21 protein-coding genes are annotated in these 22,563 nt (G+C 44.4%); 12 read left to right on the top strand and 9 right to left on the bottom strand.

All coding sequences use genetic code 11. The features are described 5' to 3' along the window. Positions 1-48: 48 nt before the first annotated feature. Together dhaL and dhaK are read right to left on the bottom strand one after the other, a co-directional pair. Entirely contained in the window at positions 49-684 is a 636-nt protein-coding gene (gene dhaL / locus DPF91_RS02560; protein ID WP_117232860.1) for a dihydroxyacetone kinase subunit DhaL, read from the bottom strand. A 22-nt stretch (positions 685-706) separates the two neighbouring features. Further along, positions 707-1,765 carry a dihydroxyacetone kinase subunit DhaK gene (dhaK, locus tag DPF91_RS02555; protein ID WP_117232859.1) on the bottom strand — a complete coding sequence of 353 codons (1,059 nt, stop codon included), beginning with the start codon at positions 1,763-1,765 and terminating at the stop codon, positions 707-709. Between the two features lie 313 nt (positions 1,766-2,078). Between dhaK and DPF91_RS02550 the strand changes: the two genes are divergently transcribed. From DPF91_RS02550 to DPF91_RS02520, 7 genes are all read left to right on the top strand, one after another. Continuing rightward, positions 2,079-3,161 carry a glycerol dehydrogenase gene (locus tag DPF91_RS02550; RefSeq protein WP_117232858.1) on the top strand — a complete coding sequence of 361 codons (1,083 nt, stop codon included), beginning with the start codon at positions 2,079-2,081 and terminating at the stop codon, positions 3,159-3,161. A gap of 86 nt (positions 3,162-3,247) precedes the next feature. Further along, a complete protein-coding gene (locus DPF91_RS02545; RefSeq protein WP_117232857.1) occupies positions 3,248-4,870 on the top strand; it encodes a dihydroxyacetone kinase subunit DhaK in 1,623 nt (540 codons plus the stop codon). Positions 4,871-4,945: 75 nt separating this feature from the next. Beyond that, a complete protein-coding gene (locus DPF91_RS02540; RefSeq protein WP_117232856.1) occupies positions 4,946-6,247 on the top strand; it encodes an MFS transporter in 1,302 nt (433 codons plus the stop codon). Between the two features lie 12 nt (positions 6,248-6,259). Beyond that, complete coding sequence (locus tag DPF91_RS02535) at positions 6,260-7,408, top strand: zinc-binding dehydrogenase (protein WP_206355532.1); 1,149 nt, start codon at positions 6,260-6,262, stop codon at positions 7,406-7,408. Positions 7,409-7,462: 54 nt separating this feature from the next. Then, the gene (locus tag DPF91_RS02530) at positions 7,463-8,284 is read left to right on the top strand and encodes a hypothetical protein (protein ID WP_117232855.1); all 822 of its coding nucleotides are present in this window, start codon (positions 7,463-7,465) and stop codon (positions 8,282-8,284) included. Between the two features lie 268 nt (positions 8,285-8,552). Further along, a complete protein-coding gene (locus DPF91_RS02525; protein WP_117232854.1) occupies positions 8,553-9,545 on the top strand; it encodes an alpha/beta hydrolase in 993 nt (330 codons plus the stop codon). A gap of 101 nt (positions 9,546-9,646) precedes the next feature. Then, positions 9,647-10,393 (top strand): phosphatase, encoded by a 747-nt coding sequence (locus DPF91_RS02520; protein WP_117232853.1) that lies wholly within the window; start codon positions 9,647-9,649, stop codon positions 10,391-10,393. An 87-nt stretch (positions 10,394-10,480) separates the two neighbouring features. Here the strand turns inward: DPF91_RS02520 and DPF91_RS02515 are convergent, their stop codons facing one another. Beyond that, a complete protein-coding gene (locus DPF91_RS02515) occupies positions 10,481-10,999 on the bottom strand; it encodes a GNAT family N-acetyltransferase (RefSeq protein WP_117232852.1) in 519 nt (172 codons plus the stop codon). Between the two features lie 220 nt (positions 11,000-11,219). Between DPF91_RS02515 and DPF91_RS02510 the strand changes: the two genes are divergently transcribed. Then, a complete protein-coding gene (locus DPF91_RS02510) occupies positions 11,220-12,206 on the top strand; it encodes an MBL fold metallo-hydrolase (protein WP_117232851.1) in 987 nt (328 codons plus the stop codon). Positions 12,207-12,283: 77 nt separating this feature from the next. On the opposite strand, the gene DPF91_RS02505 is transcribed toward DPF91_RS02510, so the two are convergent. Continuing rightward, complete coding sequence (locus tag DPF91_RS02505; protein ID WP_117232850.1) at positions 12,284-13,240, bottom strand: DUF2860 domain-containing protein; 957 nt, start codon at positions 13,238-13,240, stop codon at positions 12,284-12,286. A 307-nt stretch (positions 13,241-13,547) separates the two neighbouring features. Here DPF91_RS02505 and DPF91_RS02500 point away from each other — a divergent pair, with 307 nt between their 5' ends. Continuing rightward, positions 13,548-13,943, top strand: coding sequence for a hypothetical protein (locus DPF91_RS02500; RefSeq protein ID WP_164684003.1), 396 nt, complete (start codon positions 13,548-13,550; stop codon positions 13,941-13,943). A 29-nt stretch (positions 13,944-13,972) separates the two neighbouring features. Here DPF91_RS02500 and DPF91_RS02495 read toward each other — a convergent pair whose 3' ends face one another. From DPF91_RS02495 to DPF91_RS02485, 3 genes are all read right to left on the bottom strand, one after another. After that, entirely contained in the window at positions 13,973-14,986 is a 1,014-nt protein-coding gene (locus DPF91_RS02495; protein ID WP_117232849.1) for a DUF2955 domain-containing protein, read from the bottom strand. Between the two features lie 10 nt (positions 14,987-14,996). Further along, the gene (locus DPF91_RS02490; protein ID WP_117232848.1) at positions 14,997-16,058 is read right to left on the bottom strand and encodes an HlyD family secretion protein; all 1,062 of its coding nucleotides are present in this window, start codon (positions 16,056-16,058) and stop codon (positions 14,997-14,999) included. Between the two features lie 79 nt (positions 16,059-16,137). Continuing rightward, complete coding sequence (locus DPF91_RS02485; protein WP_117232847.1) at positions 16,138-17,262, bottom strand: AI-2E family transporter; 1,125 nt, start codon at positions 17,260-17,262, stop codon at positions 16,138-16,140. 235 nt (positions 17,263-17,497) lie between these two features. Here DPF91_RS02485 and DPF91_RS02480 point away from each other — a divergent pair, with 235 nt between their 5' ends. Together DPF91_RS02480 and DPF91_RS02475 are read left to right on the top strand one after the other, a co-directional pair. After that, positions 17,498-18,517, top strand: a complete 1,020-nt coding sequence (locus tag DPF91_RS02480) for a helix-turn-helix domain-containing protein (protein WP_117232846.1) — start codon at positions 17,498-17,500, stop codon at positions 18,515-18,517. Positions 18,518-18,670: 153 nt separating this feature from the next. Further along, complete coding sequence (locus tag DPF91_RS02475; protein WP_117232845.1) at positions 18,671-19,390, top strand: SDR family oxidoreductase; 720 nt, start codon at positions 18,671-18,673, stop codon at positions 19,388-19,390. Positions 19,391-19,448: 58 nt separating this feature from the next. On the opposite strand, the gene DPF91_RS02470 is transcribed toward DPF91_RS02475, so the two are convergent. Continuing rightward, a complete protein-coding gene (locus DPF91_RS02470; RefSeq protein WP_117232844.1) occupies positions 19,449-20,462 on the bottom strand; it encodes a metal-dependent hydrolase in 1,014 nt (337 codons plus the stop codon). 204 nt (positions 20,463-20,666) lie between these two features. Between DPF91_RS02470 and DPF91_RS02465 the strand changes: the two genes are divergently transcribed. Next, positions 20,667-21,722 (top strand): hypothetical protein, encoded by a 1,056-nt coding sequence (locus DPF91_RS02465; protein WP_117232843.1) that lies wholly within the window; start codon positions 20,667-20,669, stop codon positions 21,720-21,722. A gap of 34 nt (positions 21,723-21,756) precedes the next feature. Here the strand turns inward: DPF91_RS02465 and DPF91_RS02460 are convergent, their stop codons facing one another. Next, a complete protein-coding gene (locus tag DPF91_RS02460; RefSeq protein ID WP_117232842.1) occupies positions 21,757-22,560 on the bottom strand; it encodes an arylamine N-acetyltransferase family protein in 804 nt (267 codons plus the stop codon). Positions 22,561-22,563: the final 3 nt, after the last annotated feature.

Raw genomic sequence — 22,563 nt, 5'->3', positions numbered from 1 at the left:
ACCCAAGCTGATAATTAGCTTGGGTTTGATATTCCTGAAGCTAGTGGATTAACTTCCTTTCATTGCCTGTGCCAGAGCTTTGATCATGATGAGAGACGAAGTTGCTCCTGGGTCTTGATGCCCGATGCTGCGTTTGCCTAGCGTACTGGCATTGCCTTTTGAGGCTTGCATTTCAATCGTTGAAACAGCCCCTTTTTCCGCAGTTGCAACCATACACTCCAGTAAAGAGTCGATATGAGCCCCTGTAGCTATTTGAGAGCGCATTTGTTCAATTACGGGTAACCAAACATCACACATAGTCTTATCGCCGACATTGGCTTTACCCCGTGCGACAATACCATCTACGCCACTTTTTAGAGACTCGATGAGCTCTTCAAACGAGAGCTGCTCTCTAGTACCGACTGCTGCTGCCGCTCGTACAAAAAGTGTTCCGTAGAGTGGACCACTTGCTCCACCAACATTGTAAAGCAGTGTCATACCGGTATTTTTGAGTATTGTTGATATGTTCTGTTTTTCGAATGTTGGCAAGTTATCGGAAACTATCTTAAAACCACGATTGATGTGCAGACCATGGTCAGAGTCGCCTAGGTCACGATCTAAGTCAGTAAGGAAATCTTTGTTTTCATCGTAGGCTTTGGCGCAGAGCGAGAGCCAATTCACGATTTGTTGTTTTTCGATTTGCATAGTTTTGTCCCAATATCGAGAGTTACCAAGTCATTGCTGCGGTATTTACCGGTGCGTCAAAGAGGTCAATCATCTCTTTGTCTGCCTTGAGCAGTGTGATTGAAATGCCTTCCATATTGAGAGCCGTGCAGTATTCGCCGACTAAGTTACGTGCAAGTCGAAAGTTTTCTCTTTCGCAGTTTTCTGCCAAGCGCTTGTATACGACGTATAGTTCTGATTTCGGTGTACCACCTAGTCCATTAACGATGGCGATATAGTCGTGTTCTGATTCAAAATCATCGACTGATGATTCGAGATCATCCCATCCCCCTTCTTCCTTATCCCAGACCGGCAAGGTTCTGCTATAGGGAATGTTTTCTTTAAGCGCGACGAACATTTTGTCGACGACATCATTCGCAGAGGTGAATTCGATTCGCTCGATTCCAGGTTCACCATGAATACCAATGCCGAACTCTATTTCGTTGTTTCCTAGTTCAAATGAGGGCTGATCGGCAGCTGGCACAGTACAAGGGCTCAATGCGACGCTGATTGAGCGACAGTTGTTGTTTACCCTGCGACCGAGTTCTTCGCATTGCTCCAAGGAGTATCCTTTTGCTGCTGCTGCACCTACGATTTTTTCCACTAGCACTGTCCCGGTCATTCCTCGACGGCCAGAGGTGTAGAGGCTGTCATTGACTGCAATGTCGTCATCGATCAAGACGGCGCCAACTTTTACACCATCCGCGTGAAGGAGTTCTACAGCCAGTTTAAAGTTCATACCGTCGCCAACATAATTCTTGACGAGGAACAATACGCCTTCATCTCGGCTTACTTTACTAGCGCATTCATAGATTTGATCCGGTGTCGCTCGAATGAATATCTCTCCAGGAACGGCTCCGGTGAGCATCCCTTCACCGACATATCCGGTATGCATCGGCTCGTGTCCCGATGCCCCACCTGATACCAATGCAACTTGGCGAGGGGATTCTTCATGCCAGATATAGCATGGGTGTTGATTGAGTTTGAGCGTCTGACGGGAGGCGACTAAGCCTTGAACTTGGTCTAGCACTACATTTTCAACGTTATTGATAAGCTTCTTCATTATTCTTTTAAATTCCTTGCAACTAAAGGGCTGGAACCATATTAAGTCGCACTCTTAACCTCAGCAATTTTATTTGTGCGTTTCAAAGTGGAACGGTTAGAAAATGACGGGTGTTTCAATATGAAACGTAAAATCAGGCTGTGGTCGATAAATGTGACTGAGTTAATAATTTAATATGGACGGTATTAATTTTGTGAGGTTAATTGATGTGGTAATCAAACTTCACTTATTAATAGAGATTAAATTCTACAGGTTATTGATGTTCTTTATTTAGGATTGCTTCAACGTTGAAATACAGAGAAGGTCAAAGAACATGGATAAGATTATTATTAGCCCAAGTAAATACGTTCAAGGTGAAAACGTACTGGGCTCTATCGCCGGTTATGTAAAAGCGTTGGGTGAAAACCCACTGGCGATTGCTGATGAGTTTGTAACAGGTCTAGTGGGTGGCACAGTAAAACAAAGCTTCCAAAACGAAGATATGCCATTAGCTATGGATCAGTTTAATGGTGAGTGTTCTCGTCAAGAAATCGAACGCATTATCGATATCGCCGCTACCCAAAAGCATGACGTAATCATCGGTATCGGTGGTGGTAAAACGCTAGATACAGCCAAAGCAGTTGCTTATTACTCGAAGGTGCCTGTTGTGGTGGTTCCGACGATTGCATCAACAGATGCTCCGACTTCTGCTCTTGCGGTTATCTACACGCCAGAGGGCGAATTTAGCGAGTACTTACTATTCCCTCAAAACCCTAACATGGTAGTGATGGACACAGCGGTTATCGCGAAGGCGCCAGTACGTCTGCTTGTCGCAGGCATGGGTGATGCGCTTTCCACTTACTTTGAAGCTCGTGCAAATATGACTTCGGGTAAAGCGACTATGGCTGGTGGTGCGCCAACACGTTCCGCTCAAGCATTAGCAAAACTATGTTACGAAACGCTGCTAGAAGATGGCTTGAAAGCCAAGGTAGCGGTTGAAAATGGTGTGAGCTCAAAAGCGGTAGAAAACATCATTGAAGCAAACACTTACCTAAGTGGCATTGGCTTTGAAAGCAGCGGTCTTGCAGCAGCGCACGCTATCCACAATGGCTTAACCAAACTAGAGGAGTGTCACCACCTTTACCACGGTGAAAAAGTGGCATTCGGCACACTAACTCAGCTTGTTCTTGAAAACGCATCAATGGAAGAGATTACAACCGTAATTAACTTCTGCCGCAGCATCGGCCTGCCTACCAACCTATTTGAAATGGGTGTGAAAGAGTTGAATCACGACAAACTACGTGAAGTTGCCGAGGGCGCAACAGCAGAAGGCGAAACGATTCACAATATGCCTTTCCCGGTAACAGCGGATTCTGTTTATTCAGCAATCCTAACAGCTCATCAGCTAGGCCAATAATATTATGCCGCTAATTGGTTTGTTAATTAAACAACTCATTAGCGGTGAAGAATAGAAATTAATCTTCCTATATTAAAGAGATAATAATGTCTGATCTTATTTTAAATAACAAAGAGTCTTTTGTTTTAGATTCTATTCATGGAACTCTGTATGCGGCGCAGCGCGAGAACCTTACTCTGTTGGATTTCAATAACGATATTAAAGTCGTGGCTCGCAATGATTGGAACAAAGATAAAGTTGCGTTGATCTGTGGTGGCGGCTCTGGTCACGAGCCAGCACACGCAGGTTTCGTTGGTAAAGGTATGTTAACGGCAGCGGTTTGTGGTGATCTGTTCGCTGCACCAAGTGTCGATGCGGTTTTAAATGCCATCTTACATGTAACGGGCGATGCCGGCTGTTTAGTTATCATTAAAAACTACACTGGCGACCGTTTGAACTTTGGCTTGGCAGTCGAAAAAGCCAAAGAGATGGGACGCAAAGTTGACCTCATTGTAGTTGGTGACGACATCTCTATTCCGGGCAACCCTCAACCTCGCGGTATCGCAGGCACCTTGTTCGTTCAGAAGGTTGCGGGCTATGTGGCTGAGAACGGTGGTTCTCTTGAAGATGTAAAACAAGCTGCAATCGATGCGCATGAGAAAACGGCTTCTATCGGTGTGGCACTAACAAGCTGCTCACTTCCTGGTGAAAGCAACGAGCGTATTGCTCAAGGAAAAGCGGAGTTGGGTCTTGGTATCCACGGTGAAGCAGGCATCGAAACGATTGACCTACCGAAAGCGAAAGAGCTTGTGGCAACTATGGTTGGCAAGCTAGTAGAAGCACAGCCGACATCTGAAAACGCTATTCTACTCAACAACCTTGGTGGCTTATCTCCAATTGAGATGAACATTGTGGCTAAGGAAGTGATGGAATCTGAGCTTGGTCAGCAGTCGAAATTCATCGTCAGTGGCGCATTGATGACTGCGATTGATATGAAAGGCTTCTCAATCTCCACGATTCAATTGACTGATGAGATCAGCAACGCGTTGACTGCAGAGGTTGAAACTAGTGCATGGCCGGGTGCAGTTGCTCGCCGCGAAGTTCCTATCACTCAGTGTGAAAACCAAATCGCGAAACAGGCATTCGAGCCTTCTCATGACGAAGAAACTGCTTTGGTGCTAAGCAAAGTATGTCAATCGATTATCGACATCGAAGCAGAGCTAAACCACCTTGATTCTATCGTTGGTGATGCTGATACCGGTTCTACTTTTGCAGCTGGTGCGCGCAAGGTTTTGGCTCAGTTAGAAGCAAAACAGCTGCCACTGCAAGACAAAGCGAAGCTGATGACGACGATTGCTGATTGCCTGACTTCAGTAATGGGTGGCTCGTCAGGTGTGTTGCTATCAATCATGTTTACTGCTGCTGGTCGTGACTACGAGCTGAACGGCTCTCTACCTCAAGCTCTGCAAGCCGGTCTTGGTCAGATGATGGCTTATGGCGGTGCTAAACCTGGCGATCGCACGATGATTGATGCGCTTCACCCTGCTTTAGAGGCTTGGGTTCAACAGGGCTTTGTTGCCGCAATTGAAGCGGCGAAAGCAGGAGCAGAAGCGACCGTTGAGATGACCAATGCGAAAGCGGGCCGCTCATCTTACCTAAACAGCGACAGCCTATCTGGAACAAAGGATCCAGGTGCATTCGCCATCGAAACCGTATTTAGTCAATTCTAATAAAAATAATAAATAAAAATGCGTCAATAAGAGGCTTTCTTATTGACGCCAACCATTGTGAACAAAGGTAATAATATGAACAAATCCAATCTGGCGAGATATTTTCAGTTTGCGCTCGTAATATTAGCAGCGGGTGCCGTTTTCCCGCTTGTTTATTTAAAAGCGCAGTATCAAGAAACCATTCTTGAAGTTTTCCAAATGAGTGTCACCGATCTAAACAATATTTACTCCATTCTCGGTATGGTATTCGTAGCAGGTTACTTCCCAAGTGGTGTTCTGAGTGACAAATTTAGCGCGAAATCACTGCTTGTTGTGAGTCTACTCGGTACGGCTGCAGGTGGTTTCTGGTTTGCACAGATTCCTCAATTTAGTGGTGTCGTTGGCTGCTTTATCATTTGGGGTATCTTCGCGGTATTCACATTCTGGTCAGCTCACATGAAGCTCACCAAGATGCTGTCTACACCAGAAGAAGAAGGTCGTTTCTTCGGTTTCCTAGACGGTGGTCGTGGTTTGGTTGAGGCGGCTCTAGGTAGTATCGCTCTATTCCTATTCACAACGACATTGGGTGACAGTGAAGCGTTTGCAGATAAAGAAACGGCTCTTAAATCAGTTATCTACATGTATTCATTTGCTCTGACAGCCATTGCTGTTCTAGTGGCGGTGTTTGTTAAACCAGCTGAAGATCGTAACGTAGAAACAGGTGAAGAAGAGAAGTTCCGTCTAGCTGATGTGTCTAAGATTCTTACTAACAAATACGTTTGGCTTCACGGCCTTATTATCTTCTGTGGCTACACTGTTTTCTGGTCTAACTACTACTTCGGTGGCCACTTACAAACCAACCTTGAGATGAGCGCAGTTACAGTGGGCTCTATGATGGTTGGCGTTCTATGGATGCGTCCAATTGGCGGTTTCCTGGGTGGTTACTGTGCAGACAAATTTGGCCGCGCTCAAACAGTAGCAACGGGCACATTCCTAGCTGCGGCTGCAGTGTGTGTTCTAGCCATTATCCCTAGCTCTGCAGGCACAACGGTCATCGGCGGTCTAGTGCTTCTAACGGCAGTATTCATCTATGTCGTTCGCGGTACTTACTGGTCGATCCTAGGCCAAGCAAAAATTTCTGCTGCTCTAACAGGGACAGCCATTGGTGTTGTAAGCCTAATCGGTTATCTACCAGATATCTTTATCCCTCAAATGAACAGTTACCTATGGAGCACATTCGGTAACGAAGGCGGCTACCGTGCTTACTTTATCGTAACTGCTGGCTTTGGTGTTCTGGGTGCAGTTCTAGCGCTTATGTTCAATCGCATGAGCAAAAAATCGGATGCATCTGATGAAGCATCAAATCAAGTTAACAACGTTGAATTACCATCATCATAAGTGAAGAGAAAAATGAAAGTTAAATTACATATTAATAAAGATAAGAAGCGTTTTGACGTAAAAGAAGGCGACAAAACAATGAAAGCGGTCGTGACTATGGGTAACGGTGGCTACGAAATGCTGGAATACCAAGACGTTCCAATGCCAGTTATCTGCGAAGGTGAAGTGCTAATCAAAGTGTTGGCAGCAGGTGTAAACAATACGGAAATTAATACCCGCCTTGGTTGGTATTCTCAAAAAGTAACGCAAAGCACCAATACGCTGTCTACTGATGACAACGAAATTACGGACGCAGCGGAAGAAAAAGATGGTGGTTGGAATAACGAGACACCATTCCCGTTCATTCAAGGTACGGATTGTGCTGGTCTAGTGGTTGAAGCAAAAGATGAAGCAGATCAACACCTTGTCGGTAAGCGTGTTCTTGTTCGTGCTTGTATTCGTCACGAAGGCTTTGAGTCGCGTGAGAACATCTGGATGGCATCGGATTTTGATGGTGCGTTCGCTCAATATGTGAAGATCGCAGCAACGGAAGTTTTCCCAGTTGAGTGTGATTGGAGTGACGCTGAGCTGGGTACGATCCCATGTGCTTACGCTACTTCGGAGAACATGGTTCAGCGCTCTGGCGTGAAAGCGGGTGACCGCGTTTACGTCGCCGGTGCTTCAGGTGGCGTTGGCTCTGCGGTTGTTCAGCTTGCAAAACGTCGTGGCGCTTATGTTATCGCTGCGGCAGAGGGCGAAGATAAGATCGAACGTGTTCGTTCCTATGGTGCAGATGAAGTGATCGACTATGGTAGGAACGCGCTAGGCGTTTTAGGAGAAATGTCTGTCGATATCATCATTGATAACGTGGCGGGTGATAACTTCGTTAACAACCTAAAAATGCTTAAGCGTGGTGGTCGTTACGCCTCTTCTGGTGCAATCGCAGGTCCACTTGTTGAGCTAGATTTTCGCACTATGTACCTGAGAGACCTGACGCTTGTTGGTTGTACGGGTTGGGACGAGCCAGTATTCCCAAGCCTAGTGGAAGCTATCGAGAAGGGTGAAATTAAACCTGCTCTTGCGAAAACCTTCCCTCTTTCAGACATCGTTGAAGCTCAAAAAGAACTGGTGAGCCGCAAACATGTTGGCAAGCTGGTACTTATTCCAGAGCACGAAGACTAATTTAATTTGGTCGAGGCTCTGAGAGTCTCGGCCTCCTTAGAAAAGGAAATCAAGATGTCTATTTTTGAGAAAGTCCATGAGATCAAGCACCCAAGCTTGACCAAGGAAAATTGGGGTGAAGAACAGCCGCTTGTTCGTGTTAACTTCTTAGGCAAAGAGCTGGATATTAGCCAGCCGTCATCGACATTCTGGGTGTATTTACTAGGTTTGATCGTAACACTAGTGGGTGTTCAGTTCTTGGTGATGCAAGATGGTCAAATGTCTCGCTTTTGGTGGGGTATTTCGATGATTTTATGGGGTGTCGGAGCGATTATCGCTGGCACCAGTTACCAAGCATTCGGTTATGAGTTGAAAGCCAAGTATCGTGATGAGTGTTCATGGACCACTTGGTGGGAGGTCGTTTACGTGATCTTCCAACAAGTGAGCATGAACGCAATGACGGTCGCAATTGCATACTCTTCAATACCACCAGAGTCTGTTTGGTTTGATATATTCATTTGGTATGCAGCTATATTGAGTGTTGCTTACACGATCCTCGTGTTGTGGGGTGCGTTTACTGCAACTAAATCGGTCATCACTTTTGAATTCATGTGCGTAGCATCACTACCGAGTTTTATCGCTTTCATCGGCATTAACACGGTAACCTTTATCAAAACTGGCGCTACCTACGATCTGCTACTGATGATCTCTTGGGCCCTGATTTATGCCTCTTACTACTTCATGGATAAATGGTGGAAGTCAGGTATCGGTGATTTACTTTGGAGACAGAAGAAAATCTGGTTCTCTGAGAATGACATACTTCACGTGATTTTGGTGGTTTGGTCATTATTAATGATCGCAGTGCCTTTCTACACTTTGGACTACATCAACCTATAAACAATGACTTGTGGCCCCAAAGCTCAATCACCTGTCTGCTCCGACTAAAAGTTCAGGTAATTGATCACTCTTAACCTTTAAGCCTACGACGCCCCCGTTCGTAGGCTTTTTCTATTATTTTCACTTGCAATAAAACTCATACTTTATCCTGATTTTTAGTGATATCTGTCGTGATTAGTGTTTCTGCAACAATGCTTTAGCGTGCGTTTTTATAGAGTTATCCATAAGACATTGAAGTCAGTTGGAAACTCATGAAAAGGAGCGCGCAATGTTGTTTATGGTTACGAATAGACGAATCGTTAAGGGCGAGTATGGCGATGAAGAGCAGCTCAACCACAAATTTGATTATCTCTATGCTTATAACAATGAGGAAAGAGGGAAGGATAAGTTTGATTCGAGCGGCAAAAAGGGATTTGAAGTTGCGTTGCTTGCAGAGCTCAATCGACGCAGAGCTGCGGGAGAAAATACACCTCAAGTGGGTATTTACTTGCATGGCTATAACAATGATTATCAAGCCAGTATTGATGAGCTTGTTGACTTAGATGCGGCTTTCTCCAAGCTAAACGGCTCTTCACCTATTCTGATTGGTTTCTCATGGCCGTCCTCCGGTCGCACCAGTCACTATTTGTCTGATAGAGAAGAGGTGCGAGATTCCGTCAGTGCTTTTACTCGTTTCTTGATTGAAATGAACGATTTCATCACAAAGAACGAGCAGGATTGTTTCTCTTCCACCTTCTGTATTGCGCACTCTATGGGGAACTACATGTTGCGTAAAGGGTTGGAGTACTTGTCAGATCATCTGGGTTGCCCAACTGGACGAATGTTGTTTGATGAAACCGTTTTGTTGGCTCCAGATATTGCCTCTAAAGACATTGAGAGAGATGGTAAAGGTAAGTACATCGCCCAGTTTTCTCGCCGTGTTCACGTCTATTACACCAAGCATGATAGAGCCTTGAAAGCATCAAGTGCGAAACGATTTGGAGCTAATCGCCTTGGACGTCATGGCGCGAACGATTACTGTAATCTAGTCGATAATGTGGTCGTCATCGACGCTAAGCAATACGCGAATAAAGAGGGTATTAAAGGTTACAAAGATAGAGTAGGTGAACAAGTCTCGGTGCATAGCTCTCACCGATATCACGAGGATATTCTCAAAGATATCACTCAAGTGCTCGCCAGTATTGATAGAGAACAGATTCGAGGGCGAGAAGCGTTGGATGACTATGGCATTCCGATGACCAACCACTATCGATTAAAATAGCCTTTTCAATAAATTAACAGAAGCGAGTGAAATTCTGATTCACTCGCTTTTTTATATCGACTAAGGTAGAGCCTATACCCTTGTCAAAATAGGAAGTTGCTATGAAATTTGTCGTCGATAGCCATACCCATACGCTTGCGAGTGGTCATGCCTACAGTACGATTATCGAGAATGCTCAAGCGGCCAAAGAGAAAGGTCTTAAGCTGCTGTGTACCACCGACCATGCTCCGGAAATGCCAGGAGCACCGCACTATTGGTTCTTCAATAACCAAAAGGTACTGCCGAGATTCTTGCATGATGTAGGTATTTTGCGTGGCGTAGAAGCAAACATTATGAATACGGATGGTGAGCTTGATCTCCATGTAACGACCTATCCGCATCTGGACTGGATTATCGCCAGCTTTCATGAGCCAGTGTTCCCGCCTTCAACACCAGAAGTACACACTCAAGCGCTAATCAATATTATTAAGAGTGGTAAAGCTGATGTCTTGGGTCATCTCGGGAATCCAAACTTTCCATTTGATATTCGAGCCGTGATGGAGTGTGCCAAGGAACATCACGTTGCTATTGAAATCAATAATACGTCACTGACAGGTAAGAGCCGCAAGGGAAGTGAAGAGCGCTGCTCACAGATTGTTGAAATCGGTAAAGAGGTCGGTGTGAGCTTTACAACGGGATCGGATGCCCATTTCTGCAATGACATTGCGTGTTTAAATCTGTCTCAAGGGCTATTTGAAAAACACGGAGTGGCAGAAGATCAGATCATTTCGACTTCGACATCTCGTTTCCTTAACTTTCTATTGAAGCGAGGTAGAGATCGTATCGAAGAATTTGCTGAGCTTTACTAATTCTTTAGGCAGCAACCAATAAAAATGAAGTCGCCAGTCTCGTGAGGAAGTCTTATGAAATGGCGGCTTCTTGTTTCTATTGCCCGATTATAGATAAGCTGGGTTGATACGCGACATGAGGTAGAGGTCATGATAGCGACCGGCTTTAAAGGTGCTTAAGCGCTTAATCCCCTCAACTTCAAAACCGACGGCTTCATATAAAGCCTTCGCGCCCTCGTTGTCCGCTTGAACTTCTAGCTCAAGACGAACCAGATTCAGCCAATTATCAGCTTGGTCGATAGCCTCTAACATCAGCATCTTACCAATGCCCTTGCCTTGAGCCTCAGGATGAATCGCAATGGCTAACCCTGCGCAGTGGCGGTCTCTGACTTTCGTAGTCAAAAATAGAGTGATGTGACCAACAACCTTGGTGTCGATCTCTGCTACTAAGGTGTATTGGTCATCACCAGCAAATAGACTCGCGACCTTGTCTGAATTGACGTACGGCAGTTGCGAGGTATTGACCATCACCGATTGGTAACTGTAGATTTCGAAAATATCATCGGCATCGGATTGTTCGATATGTCTGATCTTGGTTTCTCCGATAGCCCTATCTTTGCTGCTCATTTCTACATCTTTCCTTTGAAGTCGCTGTTTTCTATACAAGTAACACATGCTGGTCTAATTATCATCTATGATTCATCGGCAGGATTGGTATTTGGCTTTTATTGCTTTGATCAATGTTCTGCTTGCCAAGTTAATCGATTGCGTGGGGTTGAGTTGCTGAGTGATAATGACACCTTATCCTGTAAAATTTATCTGTTAGGCATTTTGGAGTATGAAGCGTATGTGGAAAAAGAGTCTTGCCCTCGTTATCTCAGCAGCATTATCAAGTAGTGTTTGGGCATCAAGTTTTGAGGCCATCACGTTAGGCAGTAAGGGTGGCATCCAAGACGGAAACCTAACTTCGTTTATGTTAAAGAGTGAGGCAGATAGCAACTATGTATTACTCGATGCGGGTTCGGTGGTTAATGGCCTCATCGTCGCAGAAGAGAAGGGTACCTTTAATGGTATCGAAGTCCCTGAAGACTCACCTTATACCAAGGTGGGCTATATGCTGCGTGAGAAAATTAAGGGCTACTTTATCAGTCACGCACACCTAGACCATGTAGCAGGCATGATCATCTCATCTCCAGACGATTCCAATAAGCCGATTTACGGTTTAGAGTCGACGAATAAGGCGTTGATGGATAACTACTTCAACTGGTCAGCATGGCCTAATTTTGGTAACGATGGTAAAGGATACAAGCTCAATAAATATCAGTATGTAAACCTGATGCCTGAGCAGTGGACTCCTGTTTCTGACACTAAGATGGAAGTAATGGCGCTACCTTTGCGTCACTCAGGTGGTCGTTCTACAGCCTTCTTAATGAAGAACCCAGCAGGAGAAGTATTTGTCTACTTTGGTGATACAGGTCCAGATTTGGTAGAGAAAGCTTCTGCCATGAATAACGTTTGGGAAAACCTCGCACCATATGTGAAGCAAGACAAACTGAAGGGTATAATCATCGAAGTCTCGTTCACCAACAGCACGCCAGATAAATCCCTATTCGGTCATCTAACGCCAAACTGGTTGATGAAAGAGCTAAGCAAGCTAGAAGAGCTAAGCGGTGAAGGTAGCCTTGAAGGTTTGAACGTTGTAGTTAGCCATATCAAATACAGCTTGAAGAAAGGCGAAGATCCGAAAGAAGTGATTAAAGCTCAGCTAGAAGAGATTAACGACAAGGGCATTAACTTCATCTACCCTACTCAAGGCGAGAAGATGAGCTTTTAAGTTGGCATAGAAAACCAGAGAGACAGCTAACAAAACGGACTCCACTATATCGAATAGGGAGTCCGTTTTTGTATTCATTAGAACTGGTAGTTCATACCCACGGTAAAGATAAACTGGTCTTCATCGTAGAAATCGATGTTGGAGTCTGTTTTACCGTAACCTGCAAAAGACACCAGTGACCAATCCTGCCAATCCATAAACTCTCTGTATTCGTAAGCCGCGAACAAACTAACTTCTTCTTCGTTACGAGTTCGATTGTAGATAGGATTCGTTGCATCAAAAGATCGATCTGTGTAGCTTGCCGTTAGCGCAATTTGATGACGATCTAGAATCTTAAAATAAGAGATCTCACCGGTGATACCATCAAACGAGTTTGCTTTACCATCGGCTTCAGTTTTCACATAAGTAAGCGATGGCTTGATGAATGACGTTGAGTTGATAGTAAACATGTAACCGCTCTTCATGTAGAGCGTTTCGCTATCACGCTCTAGAGCGTTAATTCCAGTTTTCTCGTTATCGATTTCTTTGGTTGCGTAAGCCATATCCAGATCGAAGTTAGAGCCTATGATGTTGCTTAGTTTAACGCGGAACGCATTGCCAGATTCGTCTGTCGTTTTGCGAACGACATTAACTTGGTAGGGGTTTTCCCAAGTCTCACCAGCCATGATAGTTGGCAGGATAGATAGATCTACAACCATGCCCGAATCTAGCTCTTGCTTGTAACCAAGCTCAAGCGCAAGGTTACCGACGGCGATATCCTCACGTGAAGTACCTGCATAAATTTGTTTATCAAGGTTAGCACCGAATGTGTAAGCAACGTTTCCGAGTGGAAGAAGGATTGCACCACTATCGCTTGATGCTTTATCAAACGTGTTTGTAATTGTCTCGTCACCATTAGTGTTGAAGTTAGAGCGTCCAGATACAAAGCCTGTGCTCAGTGAGAGCTCGCCGCTGATACCTGTATTATCAGATAGTTGTGCCATTGCTGGCAGTGTCATTAGAGATAGAGCCAAAAGAGAAAAGCGCGCATTCATGCTTATTAACCTTGTGAACAGTGATATGAGTGCTGAAGTTAGCTAAGAACTCATTGGGTGGTTGCTTGTTCGGCTGAGAAGTTCAGTGGTCGCGGATAATCACACGCTGTTTTTAAAGTGGCTAATCAATAATTTCTATCGTTATGAGTTAAAGAGTGATTTTTCAAAAGTAGATAGTCTGTTCCCAGAGTTAGCTCTATCTATTAATTGTCACGTAATGACCTACTTCACCTTTTTTTAGCTGTTATTGTTAGCTTTGGAAAATGGAGTTTCAAAGACAATCAAAGTTATTGCTAAAGAGGTAGGCATGAATAATCTAACTGTAAATCACCAACCAAGATCCATTTTCTCAAGCTGCAAGGTATCACTGTCTGTTATTTTTATAGCAATGCTTGTGGGGTGCGCCAAAACATCTGTTGTTGAGTACGATTCAGACTCTCATGTTGATGTTTTGTACTCGGAACCTCAAGAAAGTCCTTACAAAGAGTTGGGCTTGATAACCGTTACAACCGGTCAGACGATTTTCCACGATAAAAGCAGCTCGAGTATCGTACTCAAACTGCAAAACAAAGCCGCAGAATTAGGTGCTGATGCCATTGTTGTTCGTTCGGTCATTGAAGGAAGTTGGGGTTTTAAAGGTGGAGGCGAAACTGGCTTTCACAAGGGGACAGGAGAAGCATTAGCCATAGAATTTATAGAGTAACCCTCTATGCGCTAAGTGTACTCGTGAACTTATTGCTGTTCTTGTGGGGCTGCGACTATGGTCTTTTCCGGAATGAACTTATCAATGATGACCATTGCGACAAAAACGTACCCCATAGAAAATGCAATTTGAGTCAACCTGACAAAGATCTTACTCTCCGCTTCATTCATTAGTGGGCCCAGTGACACACCGCAAACAACGGTGAAGGCTGTTATTGCAGTTGGAGCTAGAGAGTTTCCCTTTAATAGCTGCTGTGCGAGAACAGCAAAGCCCACTAATAATGTTAGGGTTACAAGTGGTAAGAACGGAGCAATCACCGCTATTTCGTATACGATTACTGCCATGAGACCGCCCGTGATATTGCCAATCATCGCACCTTTGATCATAGAAGGGCTGTTGTTTGAGCTCGCGGCAAACTGAGTGATTTGGACAGCCAGATACGTTAGCGTAAACGCACTGACATTATCGGTGATAAATGCATAGGCCACAAAGGGCAAGAAGGCGACGCAAAGCCTCAACCACCGACGCGATTCATCAAATTGGTCGGCTGGTGGTTGAGTTGAGTCTGTACTGTTATCTGCTGGTAGTAGGTAAAACACGACACTGCTCACCACCCAAGCTATAAGTAAGTTGTGAGGTAGCCAAATGGCGAGTTCCCAAGCAATATTGGGGTCTGTTTTCATTTGAAGTGGTATTAACAACGCGCCCAAAAGTGCCATGACAACAGTAAGAATATCTTTGGTTGTAACCAACAGTTTGTACGAGAGGCATACCGCAACGACGACCGCGGGCAGCGTTGCACTCGGATAGTGACGTAGCGCTACAAATAAGAACCATGCCCCTATCATGTAGACATAAGAGACAATGATGAGTTTGACAGCATAGCTAATGGGTACTGGCTTAGGACTGAGGATGAATAGGCTTGTAAAGACCGCGCCAACAAAAGAGAGCTTCCAATCAATCAGTAATCCCGCGACAAAAACTAACCAAGGCGTCACTGTTACACGCAGCCCATATCTCAATGTAGGATCTGACAATAGCATAGTAAACGGCTTAATAAAGGTAACTGAACAGAGACATTACTCTGATATAAACCAAACCGAGGGCGTTCATCAGGGGGTTGTCACTGGTATAGATCACGACATCGGCTTGACCATTTAAAAAGAGTTTTACGTCGTCATCAGAGTTGGCTGAGCGGTAGTTGTCTAGGGTTATTCTAATTGGGAAACGTTGGGGCTCTCTCAACCAGTTGGTATTTGCGGTTGGGTTGGGTAATCCATCTGTACCAAGGTTGTCGTGAAACGCTGCTGAAACGATGCTTTCAACTTGTCCATCAAAAACTCTACCTGGATGTGTATCAAGCACAACGCTGACTCGATCGCCGGGATCAATTTGCCCGACGTTATTTTCAGTCATATAAGCTTCAATCCAGATATCACGGCCATCAATAAACGTCATTATTGATTGCCCCGCTTGAGCGTACGCGCCAACAGCAACCGATAGATTAACGACACCGCCATCAGAAGGTGATCTTAATTCGGTGTAAGTGAGATCTAGTTCTGCCTCTGCTAAGTTGACTAAAGCGGTACGAACTTTTGGATTATCCGAACCGCTGCTACCCAGACGTTTCGTGGCGCTGTTGTATTCGGCTTGAGCTACGTCAACGGCACCTTGTGCATCTGATAGTTGTGCTCTCGCCTCATCCGCTTTAGCTCTTGGGATTAACCCTTTTCGCTCCAGTTCCAGCCAGCGAGCGGTCTGAATTTTCACGCTTTCTAAGTTGGCTTGTGCTCGAACAAGCTGTGCTTGAGCCCGCTCTACTTCAGAAGAAGATGCGCCAACATCTTGTGTTGCAAGTTCTAGTTCGGCTTTTCTTCGCTCTAGAACAAGCTCAAAAGGCCGAGGGTCAATTTGAGCTAATAATGAGCCAGCAGGAACCGCTTGGGTGTTGACGGCTTGCACATCAATTAACGTACCACTTACCTTTGGAATGACAGGTGTGACGACTGCTTTGACGCGAGCATTGGAGGTAAACGGGGTTGACCTGTCTGCAGCCACGTACCAGATAAACATGGCGACAGCTAAACAAGAAGTGATTTTTACAAACCTATCCATTTGGATGCTCACTGTATTGAAAGTTAAACTGAAAGGAGGGGTGAGTGGTCAAAATGATATTGACCACTCAGGTTTTTAATTATTCTTCAATATGTTGCTTTGACTCACTCGTAGCCGCTTCGACGATATCGTCATTTTCTGATGCAACCCAAGCCATGAATACTTGATAGCCTGCAGCTAAGAATGCAGCACCAATAAACATGCCTAATATGCCCCCGGACATCATGCCGCCTATTGCGCCAATTAGGACGATAGGCATTGGCACGGCCAGTCCTCGACCGAGTACCAGTGGCTTTAAGAAGTTATCCGTTAAACTTGCTGCAATCATCAAGATGGTAAAGATAGTGTTATGTAAGGTTGATGTGTCATTACCTGACCAGAGTAATACCGAAGCGACAATTGCCACCAAAGTGACCGGAATCTGACATATTGCAAAAACCAGAGCCACAATGGTCAACAATGGGGCAGCAGGTACTGAGGCAAAGTTCACTGTGAGGCCAAAGACCATCGCCGTGAGAAAAGCGATACCAATGATGCCAATGGCTACTTGTCGAATCGTAGCTGTTGTTAGTTTATGTAGTTCTTCACCACGCTTTTCATCTGAGAAGCTAATGAAAATTTTCTTTATTGAAAGCGTTGCTGGTTGAGCCCAAGCTAACATTATCCCTGCGATGATAATGGCACCAATCAGAAGGAATACGCTTTTTGCAGCTCCGCTGGCTGTCTCAACAAACCAATTGAGCAACCCTTTGATTTGTGGTTGACGCTGCTGAACAAAACTAGCGAAGTCTGTTGCAGCTTCTTGCCAAACTTCATATAGATTCGCACCTATTATTGGCCAATCTCTAACACTCTCTGTTGGCGCTGGAACGACAAGTGTTCCTGCTTCGTATGCATCAAATGCCAGCAATACATTAGTGGCAAACGCATTACCGATTAATGCTGTAGGGATGCCAAGTATCAATACGCCAAATAGAGCGATGATGGTAGAGCTTCTTGCCGCCGTCCAGCTCGTCTTCTTCTCGATAAAGAGTCGAACAGGGTACAGTGCTATTGCCAGCACAAGCGCCCAGAGTAGGATGGGTAAGAAGGGTAAAAATGCCCAGCTACATACCAAGATGATAAATGCTAACGTTGAAAATCGGATTAAAGACTTAGTAAATGCTTTAGAAATGATGGTTTCTAATTCTTCGTTATTTTTCATTCTGGGTTCCTGCATGAATCGGATGTTTTGTTCATTGCCGACATCTTGGGATTACGACAGATAGTTAAAAATTTAACCTTGGGTGGTAAAGAAAAAGTAGACTACATTTATATTAAATTCAAAATGTTAAGGTTAACTTTCATTGAATAAGTTAGAAGATTATAGGTGCTTAGAATTTATCGGTTTGTCATTTCACGCCATTGACTCACTTTGCTTGGATTAGAAGATATTCTCCATGCAAATTAAAGTTGATAAATCCATTGTTCCACTCATTAGGTGTGGCTACGCGCAGTTGTTAGTTGCTGGTTATAAAGAACTCGGCTTTGATCACCATACTGTCATCTCTGATGCCGGGCTTCCTCCGAGGTTGATGGAGCTTGATGAGCAGTTTATTCCCCATGAGCCTGTTAAAAAGCTCTTCTCTCTATTAGCCGAAAGATTAAGTACAGAGCAGTATCGCAAATTGATGCTTGGCGCATTGCAGCGCAACTCTATCCAACGGCTTCTTGGAGAGTTTAGAGACTGTAAGACGGTTGGTGAGGCGTTGTTCCACACCAAAACTATCTATCTCAATGATTCTACAAATGTTGATGTTGGACTTGAGAGGGCTCATGGAAAAAGTTGGTATTGGTGTAGAAGGAAACATGAGAATACCTCTGAGTTTATTTGGTCTGAAATCTACACGATCAACTATGTTGTTGAACTCATAAAAGCGCTGTCTAATTCAACTTGGCAACCATCAAAAATCCGAGTTCAGTGTCGGGACATAGAAAAACATAAAGCGATGATCTCAGAGTCGTGCATGTACTTTGTGGAGCAAGATAGAATCGAAATTTATGTTGAAGATGAGGTGTTAGGCACAGAGCTACGATTGCCACCTCAAATTCTAAAGAAACCACTACAAGAGCAAGATTGGCACTCAAGCTTTACCGATAAAGTCTTTACTGGATTGTATCCCTATATGCGGGATACGGAGCTAAGCATTGACCAAGCTTCTATTTTACTTAAAACGTCTTCACGCACGCTTCAACGTAAACTGAAAGAAGAGGGGACAACCTTTAGAGCGCTAAAAGACAGTTTGATGTTCACTTGTGCAGTCGAAATGATGACTGAAGGTTTACCGTTGACACACATTGCAACACAGCTTTCATTCTCTGACTTATCACAGTTTTCCCGCGCATTTAAACGTGTGAGTGGACTAAGCCCACTACGCTATCAGCGCTCTGTCCTCAATGTTGAGTCGGTTTATTATTAAACTATTTAATATTATTGTTTCCATATGGAAACAGTAATTCAATTAAATGACTATATATCAACTAATCGAGTTCTCTTAATATACCTCCATCGCAACGAACGACACTCAATGAGCAAGTCTGTTGCCTCTTATTAAAGATTTGGAGATTAGAAAATGAAAAAGTTAGTTGTAATTACAGGTGCAAGCTCTGGTATTGGTGAAGCTATCGCTCGTCGTATGAGTGCTGCTGGTCACCCACTGCTTCTTCTTGCTCGTCGTATCGAGCGCCTTGAAGCTCTGGATCTACCAAACACTCTATGTGAGAAAGTAGACGTAACAGACAAAGCCTCATTTGAAGCAGCAATCGCAAAAGCAGAAGCGGTATACGGTGAAGCAGATTGCATCGTAAATAACGCAGGTATGATGCTACTGAGCGAGCTAGCTGACCAAGATGCTGCCGAGTGGAAAACAATGTTCGATGTGAACGTGATTGGCCTAATGAACGGCATGCAAGCAGTACTTGCACCGATGAAAGCGCGTAAATCAGGTACGATCATCAACATCAGCTCTATCGCTGGTCGCAAGACATTCCCTAACCACGCAGCATACTGTGGTACTAAGTTCGCGGTACATGCAATCTCTGAAAATGTTCGTGAAGAAGTTGCAGACTCAAACGTTCGTGTAACAACTATTGCACCAGGTGCGGTTGAGACTGAGCTGCTATCTCACACAACTTCAGATCAGATTAAAGCGGGTTACGAAGATTGGAAAGAGAGCATGGAAGGCGTACTTGTTGCTGACGATATCGCCCGTACGGTTGAGTTTGCTTACCAGCAGCCACAAGGCGTTTGTATTCGTGAAATCGTTGTTGCTGCGACTCGCCAACAGCCATAATCATCGAGTGATTGCCTTGATTAAATAAACGAAGCCTCGCATTTGCGAGGCTTCTTTTTTAGTTGTTCGCTTGTAGATTCGAACTTATCGACTGATCACCCTTTAGTCTCTGCCATAGGATACTTAAGTGGGCAAGGCTACGTTTGCTTGGATAACGCTGTGTTGGCTCAAGTAGTGCCCATTCTCCGTTGGTTTGTTTTTCAGCAAAGATAAATTCAAACGCCAGTTGATTGGGCAAACCGAGTCTTAAGTCAGAGACAATGAGAGCATCATTCTCTTCTCGATAACTTAAATAGTTATGAGAAAACGCTCTTAAACCGACAAGTTCTTTTGTTTCATCTTCTAGAGGCCAAGCACCAAGAGGGTACGATTCGAAGTCGATCGTTGGATCGCTATCGAGTATTGATGCCAATCCATCCCAATATTGACCATCGTCTAGCACAGTGACACGCCATAAAAAGGTATTGAATGGTGTCGGCGTGATCAGCACTTGTTGGCTTGGCAGGTTTTGTGCAGTCAGATTCTCTGTGACTCGCTTCTCGATGATTTGTTGTGATGTATAACCCCAGCCAAGATAGAGTGTAGAGATCACCAATGCGTATTGGCACCATTTTCCACCCCTTTGCTTCACAAACATCGCAGCTATCAACGCAAGCAGCAAAGGTAAGGTATAAAGCGGGTCGATGATGAAAATGTTGCCGACAGAATAATACCCCTCAAGCGGCCAAAGTAGTTGGGTGCCATAGGTTGTCATAGCATCTAGCAGAACATGGGTAACAAGCACCAAGAGAGTGAGGGCAAAGACTCGGGACAAGCTCCAAAACTCATCTGGTCTAAATCGATTATACAGCCAGGAGATCAAGAGTGCGAAGGGAGGAAGCACCAGTAAAGAGTGGCTGAAACCACGATGCTTGATGGTATTTTGTACAGCATCACCATAATCGAGAACGACGTCTAAATCGGGTAAGGTACCTAGCGCAGCACCAGCTAAAAGCACCTTAGCATTACACCTTTTTCCTGCAATCGCACCGGCCACCGTAGCTCCGAGTGCTGCTTGAGTAATTGAATCCATTTCTTTCCATGTTTGCGATGTTGAATGCACTGACGTTAAAACGAGCTTGGGCTCGTGTCAAACAGCCGTAACCCCTATCACTCAGTCCGTTATAAACGTGTTGATGTAAAAGTTTAGTTAAAACAACGGCATTGCATATGATGAATTAACGGCTTATTGCATAATTGGCATTATGTTTTACGGATAAGAAACAGATTTAAGTCAATGAAACCTTTGCTCAACATCGCCTTACTGACCACAGCGTTAATTAGTACGGCAAGCTATGCAAAATGGGATAATCCCGTAGACCGATATAAAAACGAGTACAAAAATCACATGTCGGCAACATGTCCGGTAGGCTCTGATAACATTCAGCATTTTGTCTACTTTGCTATTGATCGTCAAGCGATTCATGATCACCCGTTGCTCAGTCATGAGCGTTTCGTCGGAGCGCAGATCATGTACCCATGGGAGAAGCTCGAACCTCAACGTGGTGAGTATGATTTCAGTATCATTCGAGAAGATTACGAATACTTGAAGTCACATGGAAAGAAGCTATTTGTTCAACTCCAAGACGCAACCTTCTATAGCGAAAACAAGGGTGTACCAAGTTATCTCTTCAGCCCTGAATTTGATGGTGGAGCTGTTAATCAATATACCGATGATGGTGTCGCACAAGGTTGGGTTGCGAAGCGTTGGAACCCAGAAGTCCGAGAACGGTTTTCCCTATTATTAGAAGCACTTGGTGCGGAGTTTGATGGAAAGATAGAGGGAATTAACCTTCAAGAATCAGCGATAGGGATATCGCATGCAAAAGATCCTAGCTTTACTGAGGAGAAATACCTCGCAGGCTTGAAGAGTAATATGCTGGCGTTGAAGCACGCGTTTCCTCAGTCCACAACTATGCAGTATGCAAACTTCGTTAATGGTGAATGGTTGCCATGGGAAGATAAAGGCTACCTAAAAAGTCTGTATGAATACGGACAAGAGATCGGTGTCGGTATGGGCGCGCCGGATCTAATGGTAAAGCGTCGTGGTCAACTCAATCATGCTCTTGCCATGATGCATGAATCTGAATATAGCGTCCCACTTGGCATTGCGATTCAAGACGGTAATTACATTGGTGAGACGGGCAACACAGAGGTGCAAAACAAACGAAATAATATTGTTCCGATGCTGCACTCTTTCGCTAAAGACTTCCTCAAAGTGGACTATATGTTTTGGGTGAATCAGCAACCTTATTTCGAACAAGATGTGATGCCTTGTTTCTCTAGCAAATAAAACAGAAGGTCGAGCGTTATGCTCGACCTTTGCTTTAATCGAGGTTGTTTAAAATTCTCTGAAAGTGGTGGAAAGGTACGTTATGAATAATACCGAAATGCGTATTAAGGACTTGAGTAAACTCGTTTTCAGTCGTTAACTCTAACTCCGTATTACCATCCTTGGTGGCTAACTTTAGACGATTGTTGAACAATATATTTGGGCCATATTCGGTGCGTGATACGGCAACGATGTTGCTGGTAAACAAGGATGTGTCTCCAGTGGACGCAAAGTGATTGCCGTACTCAATATCCCCATCACAAACATGACCCATATCTAAGCTATATAAACTTGTCCAACTATCCTCGACCAGCGCTTGTAACATTGCGCCGAAGTTTGCATCTTGGATAAACCTAAAGGCTTGGGTGTCGGTTCTTAGTTCTTCATTAAATACTAAGGGAATTGGGCGCCTTGGTGTGTTGGCACCAAAGCCTGCATCGACAAGCCAGTCTTGATTATCTAATCTCACGATATTAACCAGATGCCCACGGCCTGATGGCGTTGCCGACAGGTGAACTCGCCCAAGTCTTTGTGTGACGTCAAAGCCTGTTGCTTTGAGTGCTTGATTGAGTAGCCCATTCACTTCAAAGCAGTAGCCACCACGTTGTTGATTAATGAGTTTGTCGAATATCGCCTCTTCGGAGAGTTCGATTTTTTGGCCATTCACAATGTCGAGATTCTCAAATGGAATGGTCTGGTGTTGCTTGTTGTGAAGTGCAGTTAGCGTTTCTAGTTGAGGCTGCATCTCATCGCAAAAGCCAATTTTGTCTAAATAAGCCTTCAACATTTGTGTGTTCATGTC

The organism is Vibrio maerlii, assembly GCF_003415655.1.
Taxonomy (GTDB): Bacteria; Pseudomonadota; Gammaproteobacteria; order Enterobacterales; family Vibrionaceae; genus Vibrio; species Vibrio maerlii.
This window is presented reverse-complemented; position numbering and strand designations above follow the sequence as displayed.

Coding starts and splice junctions, on each gene's coding strand:
- DPF91_RS02535 (WP_206355532.1), top strand. CDS start 6,260: ATGAAAGTTAAATTACATATTAATAAAGATAAGAAGCGTTTTGACGTA.
- DPF91_RS02500 (WP_164684003.1), top strand. CDS start 13,548: ATGAATAATCTAACTGTAAATCACCAACCAAGATCCATTTTCTCAAGC.
- DPF91_RS02470 (WP_117232844.1), bottom strand. CDS start 20,462: ATGGATTCAATTACTCAAGCAGCACTCGGAGCTACGGTGGCCGGTGCG.
- DPF91_RS02510 (WP_117232851.1), top strand. CDS start 11,220: ATGTGGAAAAAGAGTCTTGCCCTCGTTATCTCAGCAGCATTATCAAGT.
- DPF91_RS02475 (WP_117232845.1), top strand. CDS start 18,671: ATGAAAAAGTTAGTTGTAATTACAGGTGCAAGCTCTGGTATTGGTGAA.
- DPF91_RS02505 (WP_117232850.1), bottom strand. CDS start 13,240: ATGAATGCGCGCTTTTCTCTTTTGGCTCTATCTCTAATGACACTGCCA.
- dhaK (WP_117232859.1), bottom strand. CDS start 1,765: ATGAAGAAGCTTATCAATAACGTTGAAAATGTAGTGCTAGACCAAGTT.
- DPF91_RS02525 (WP_117232854.1), top strand. CDS start 8,553: ATGTTGTTTATGGTTACGAATAGACGAATCGTTAAGGGCGAGTATGGC.
- DPF91_RS02515 (WP_117232852.1), bottom strand. CDS start 10,999: ATGAGCAGCAAAGATAGGGCTATCGGAGAAACCAAGATCAGACATATC.
- DPF91_RS02520 (WP_117232853.1), top strand. CDS start 9,647: ATGAAATTTGTCGTCGATAGCCATACCCATACGCTTGCGAGTGGTCAT.
- DPF91_RS02460 (WP_117232842.1), bottom strand. CDS start 22,560: ATGAACACACAAATGTTGAAGGCTTATTTAGACAAAATTGGCTTTTGC.
- dhaL (WP_117232860.1), bottom strand. CDS start 684: ATGCAAATCGAAAAACAACAAATCGTGAATTGGCTCTCGCTCTGCGCC.
- DPF91_RS02490 (WP_117232848.1), bottom strand. CDS start 16,058: ATGGATAGGTTTGTAAAAATCACTTCTTGTTTAGCTGTCGCCATGTTT.
- DPF91_RS02530 (WP_117232855.1), top strand. CDS start 7,463: ATGTCTATTTTTGAGAAAGTCCATGAGATCAAGCACCCAAGCTTGACC.
- DPF91_RS02485 (WP_117232847.1), bottom strand. CDS start 17,262: ATGAAAAATAACGAAGAATTAGAAACCATCATTTCTAAAGCATTTACT.
- DPF91_RS02465 (WP_117232843.1), top strand. CDS start 20,667: ATGAAACCTTTGCTCAACATCGCCTTACTGACCACAGCGTTAATTAGT.
- DPF91_RS02550 (WP_117232858.1), top strand. CDS start 2,079: ATGGATAAGATTATTATTAGCCCAAGTAAATACGTTCAAGGTGAAAAC.
- DPF91_RS02540 (WP_117232856.1), top strand. CDS start 4,946: ATGAACAAATCCAATCTGGCGAGATATTTTCAGTTTGCGCTCGTAATA.
- DPF91_RS02545 (WP_117232857.1), top strand. CDS start 3,248: ATGTCTGATCTTATTTTAAATAACAAAGAGTCTTTTGTTTTAGATTCT.
- DPF91_RS02480 (WP_117232846.1), top strand. CDS start 17,498: ATGCAAATTAAAGTTGATAAATCCATTGTTCCACTCATTAGGTGTGGC.
- DPF91_RS02495 (WP_117232849.1), bottom strand. CDS start 14,986: ATGCTATTGTCAGATCCTACATTGAGATATGGGCTGCGTGTAACAGTG.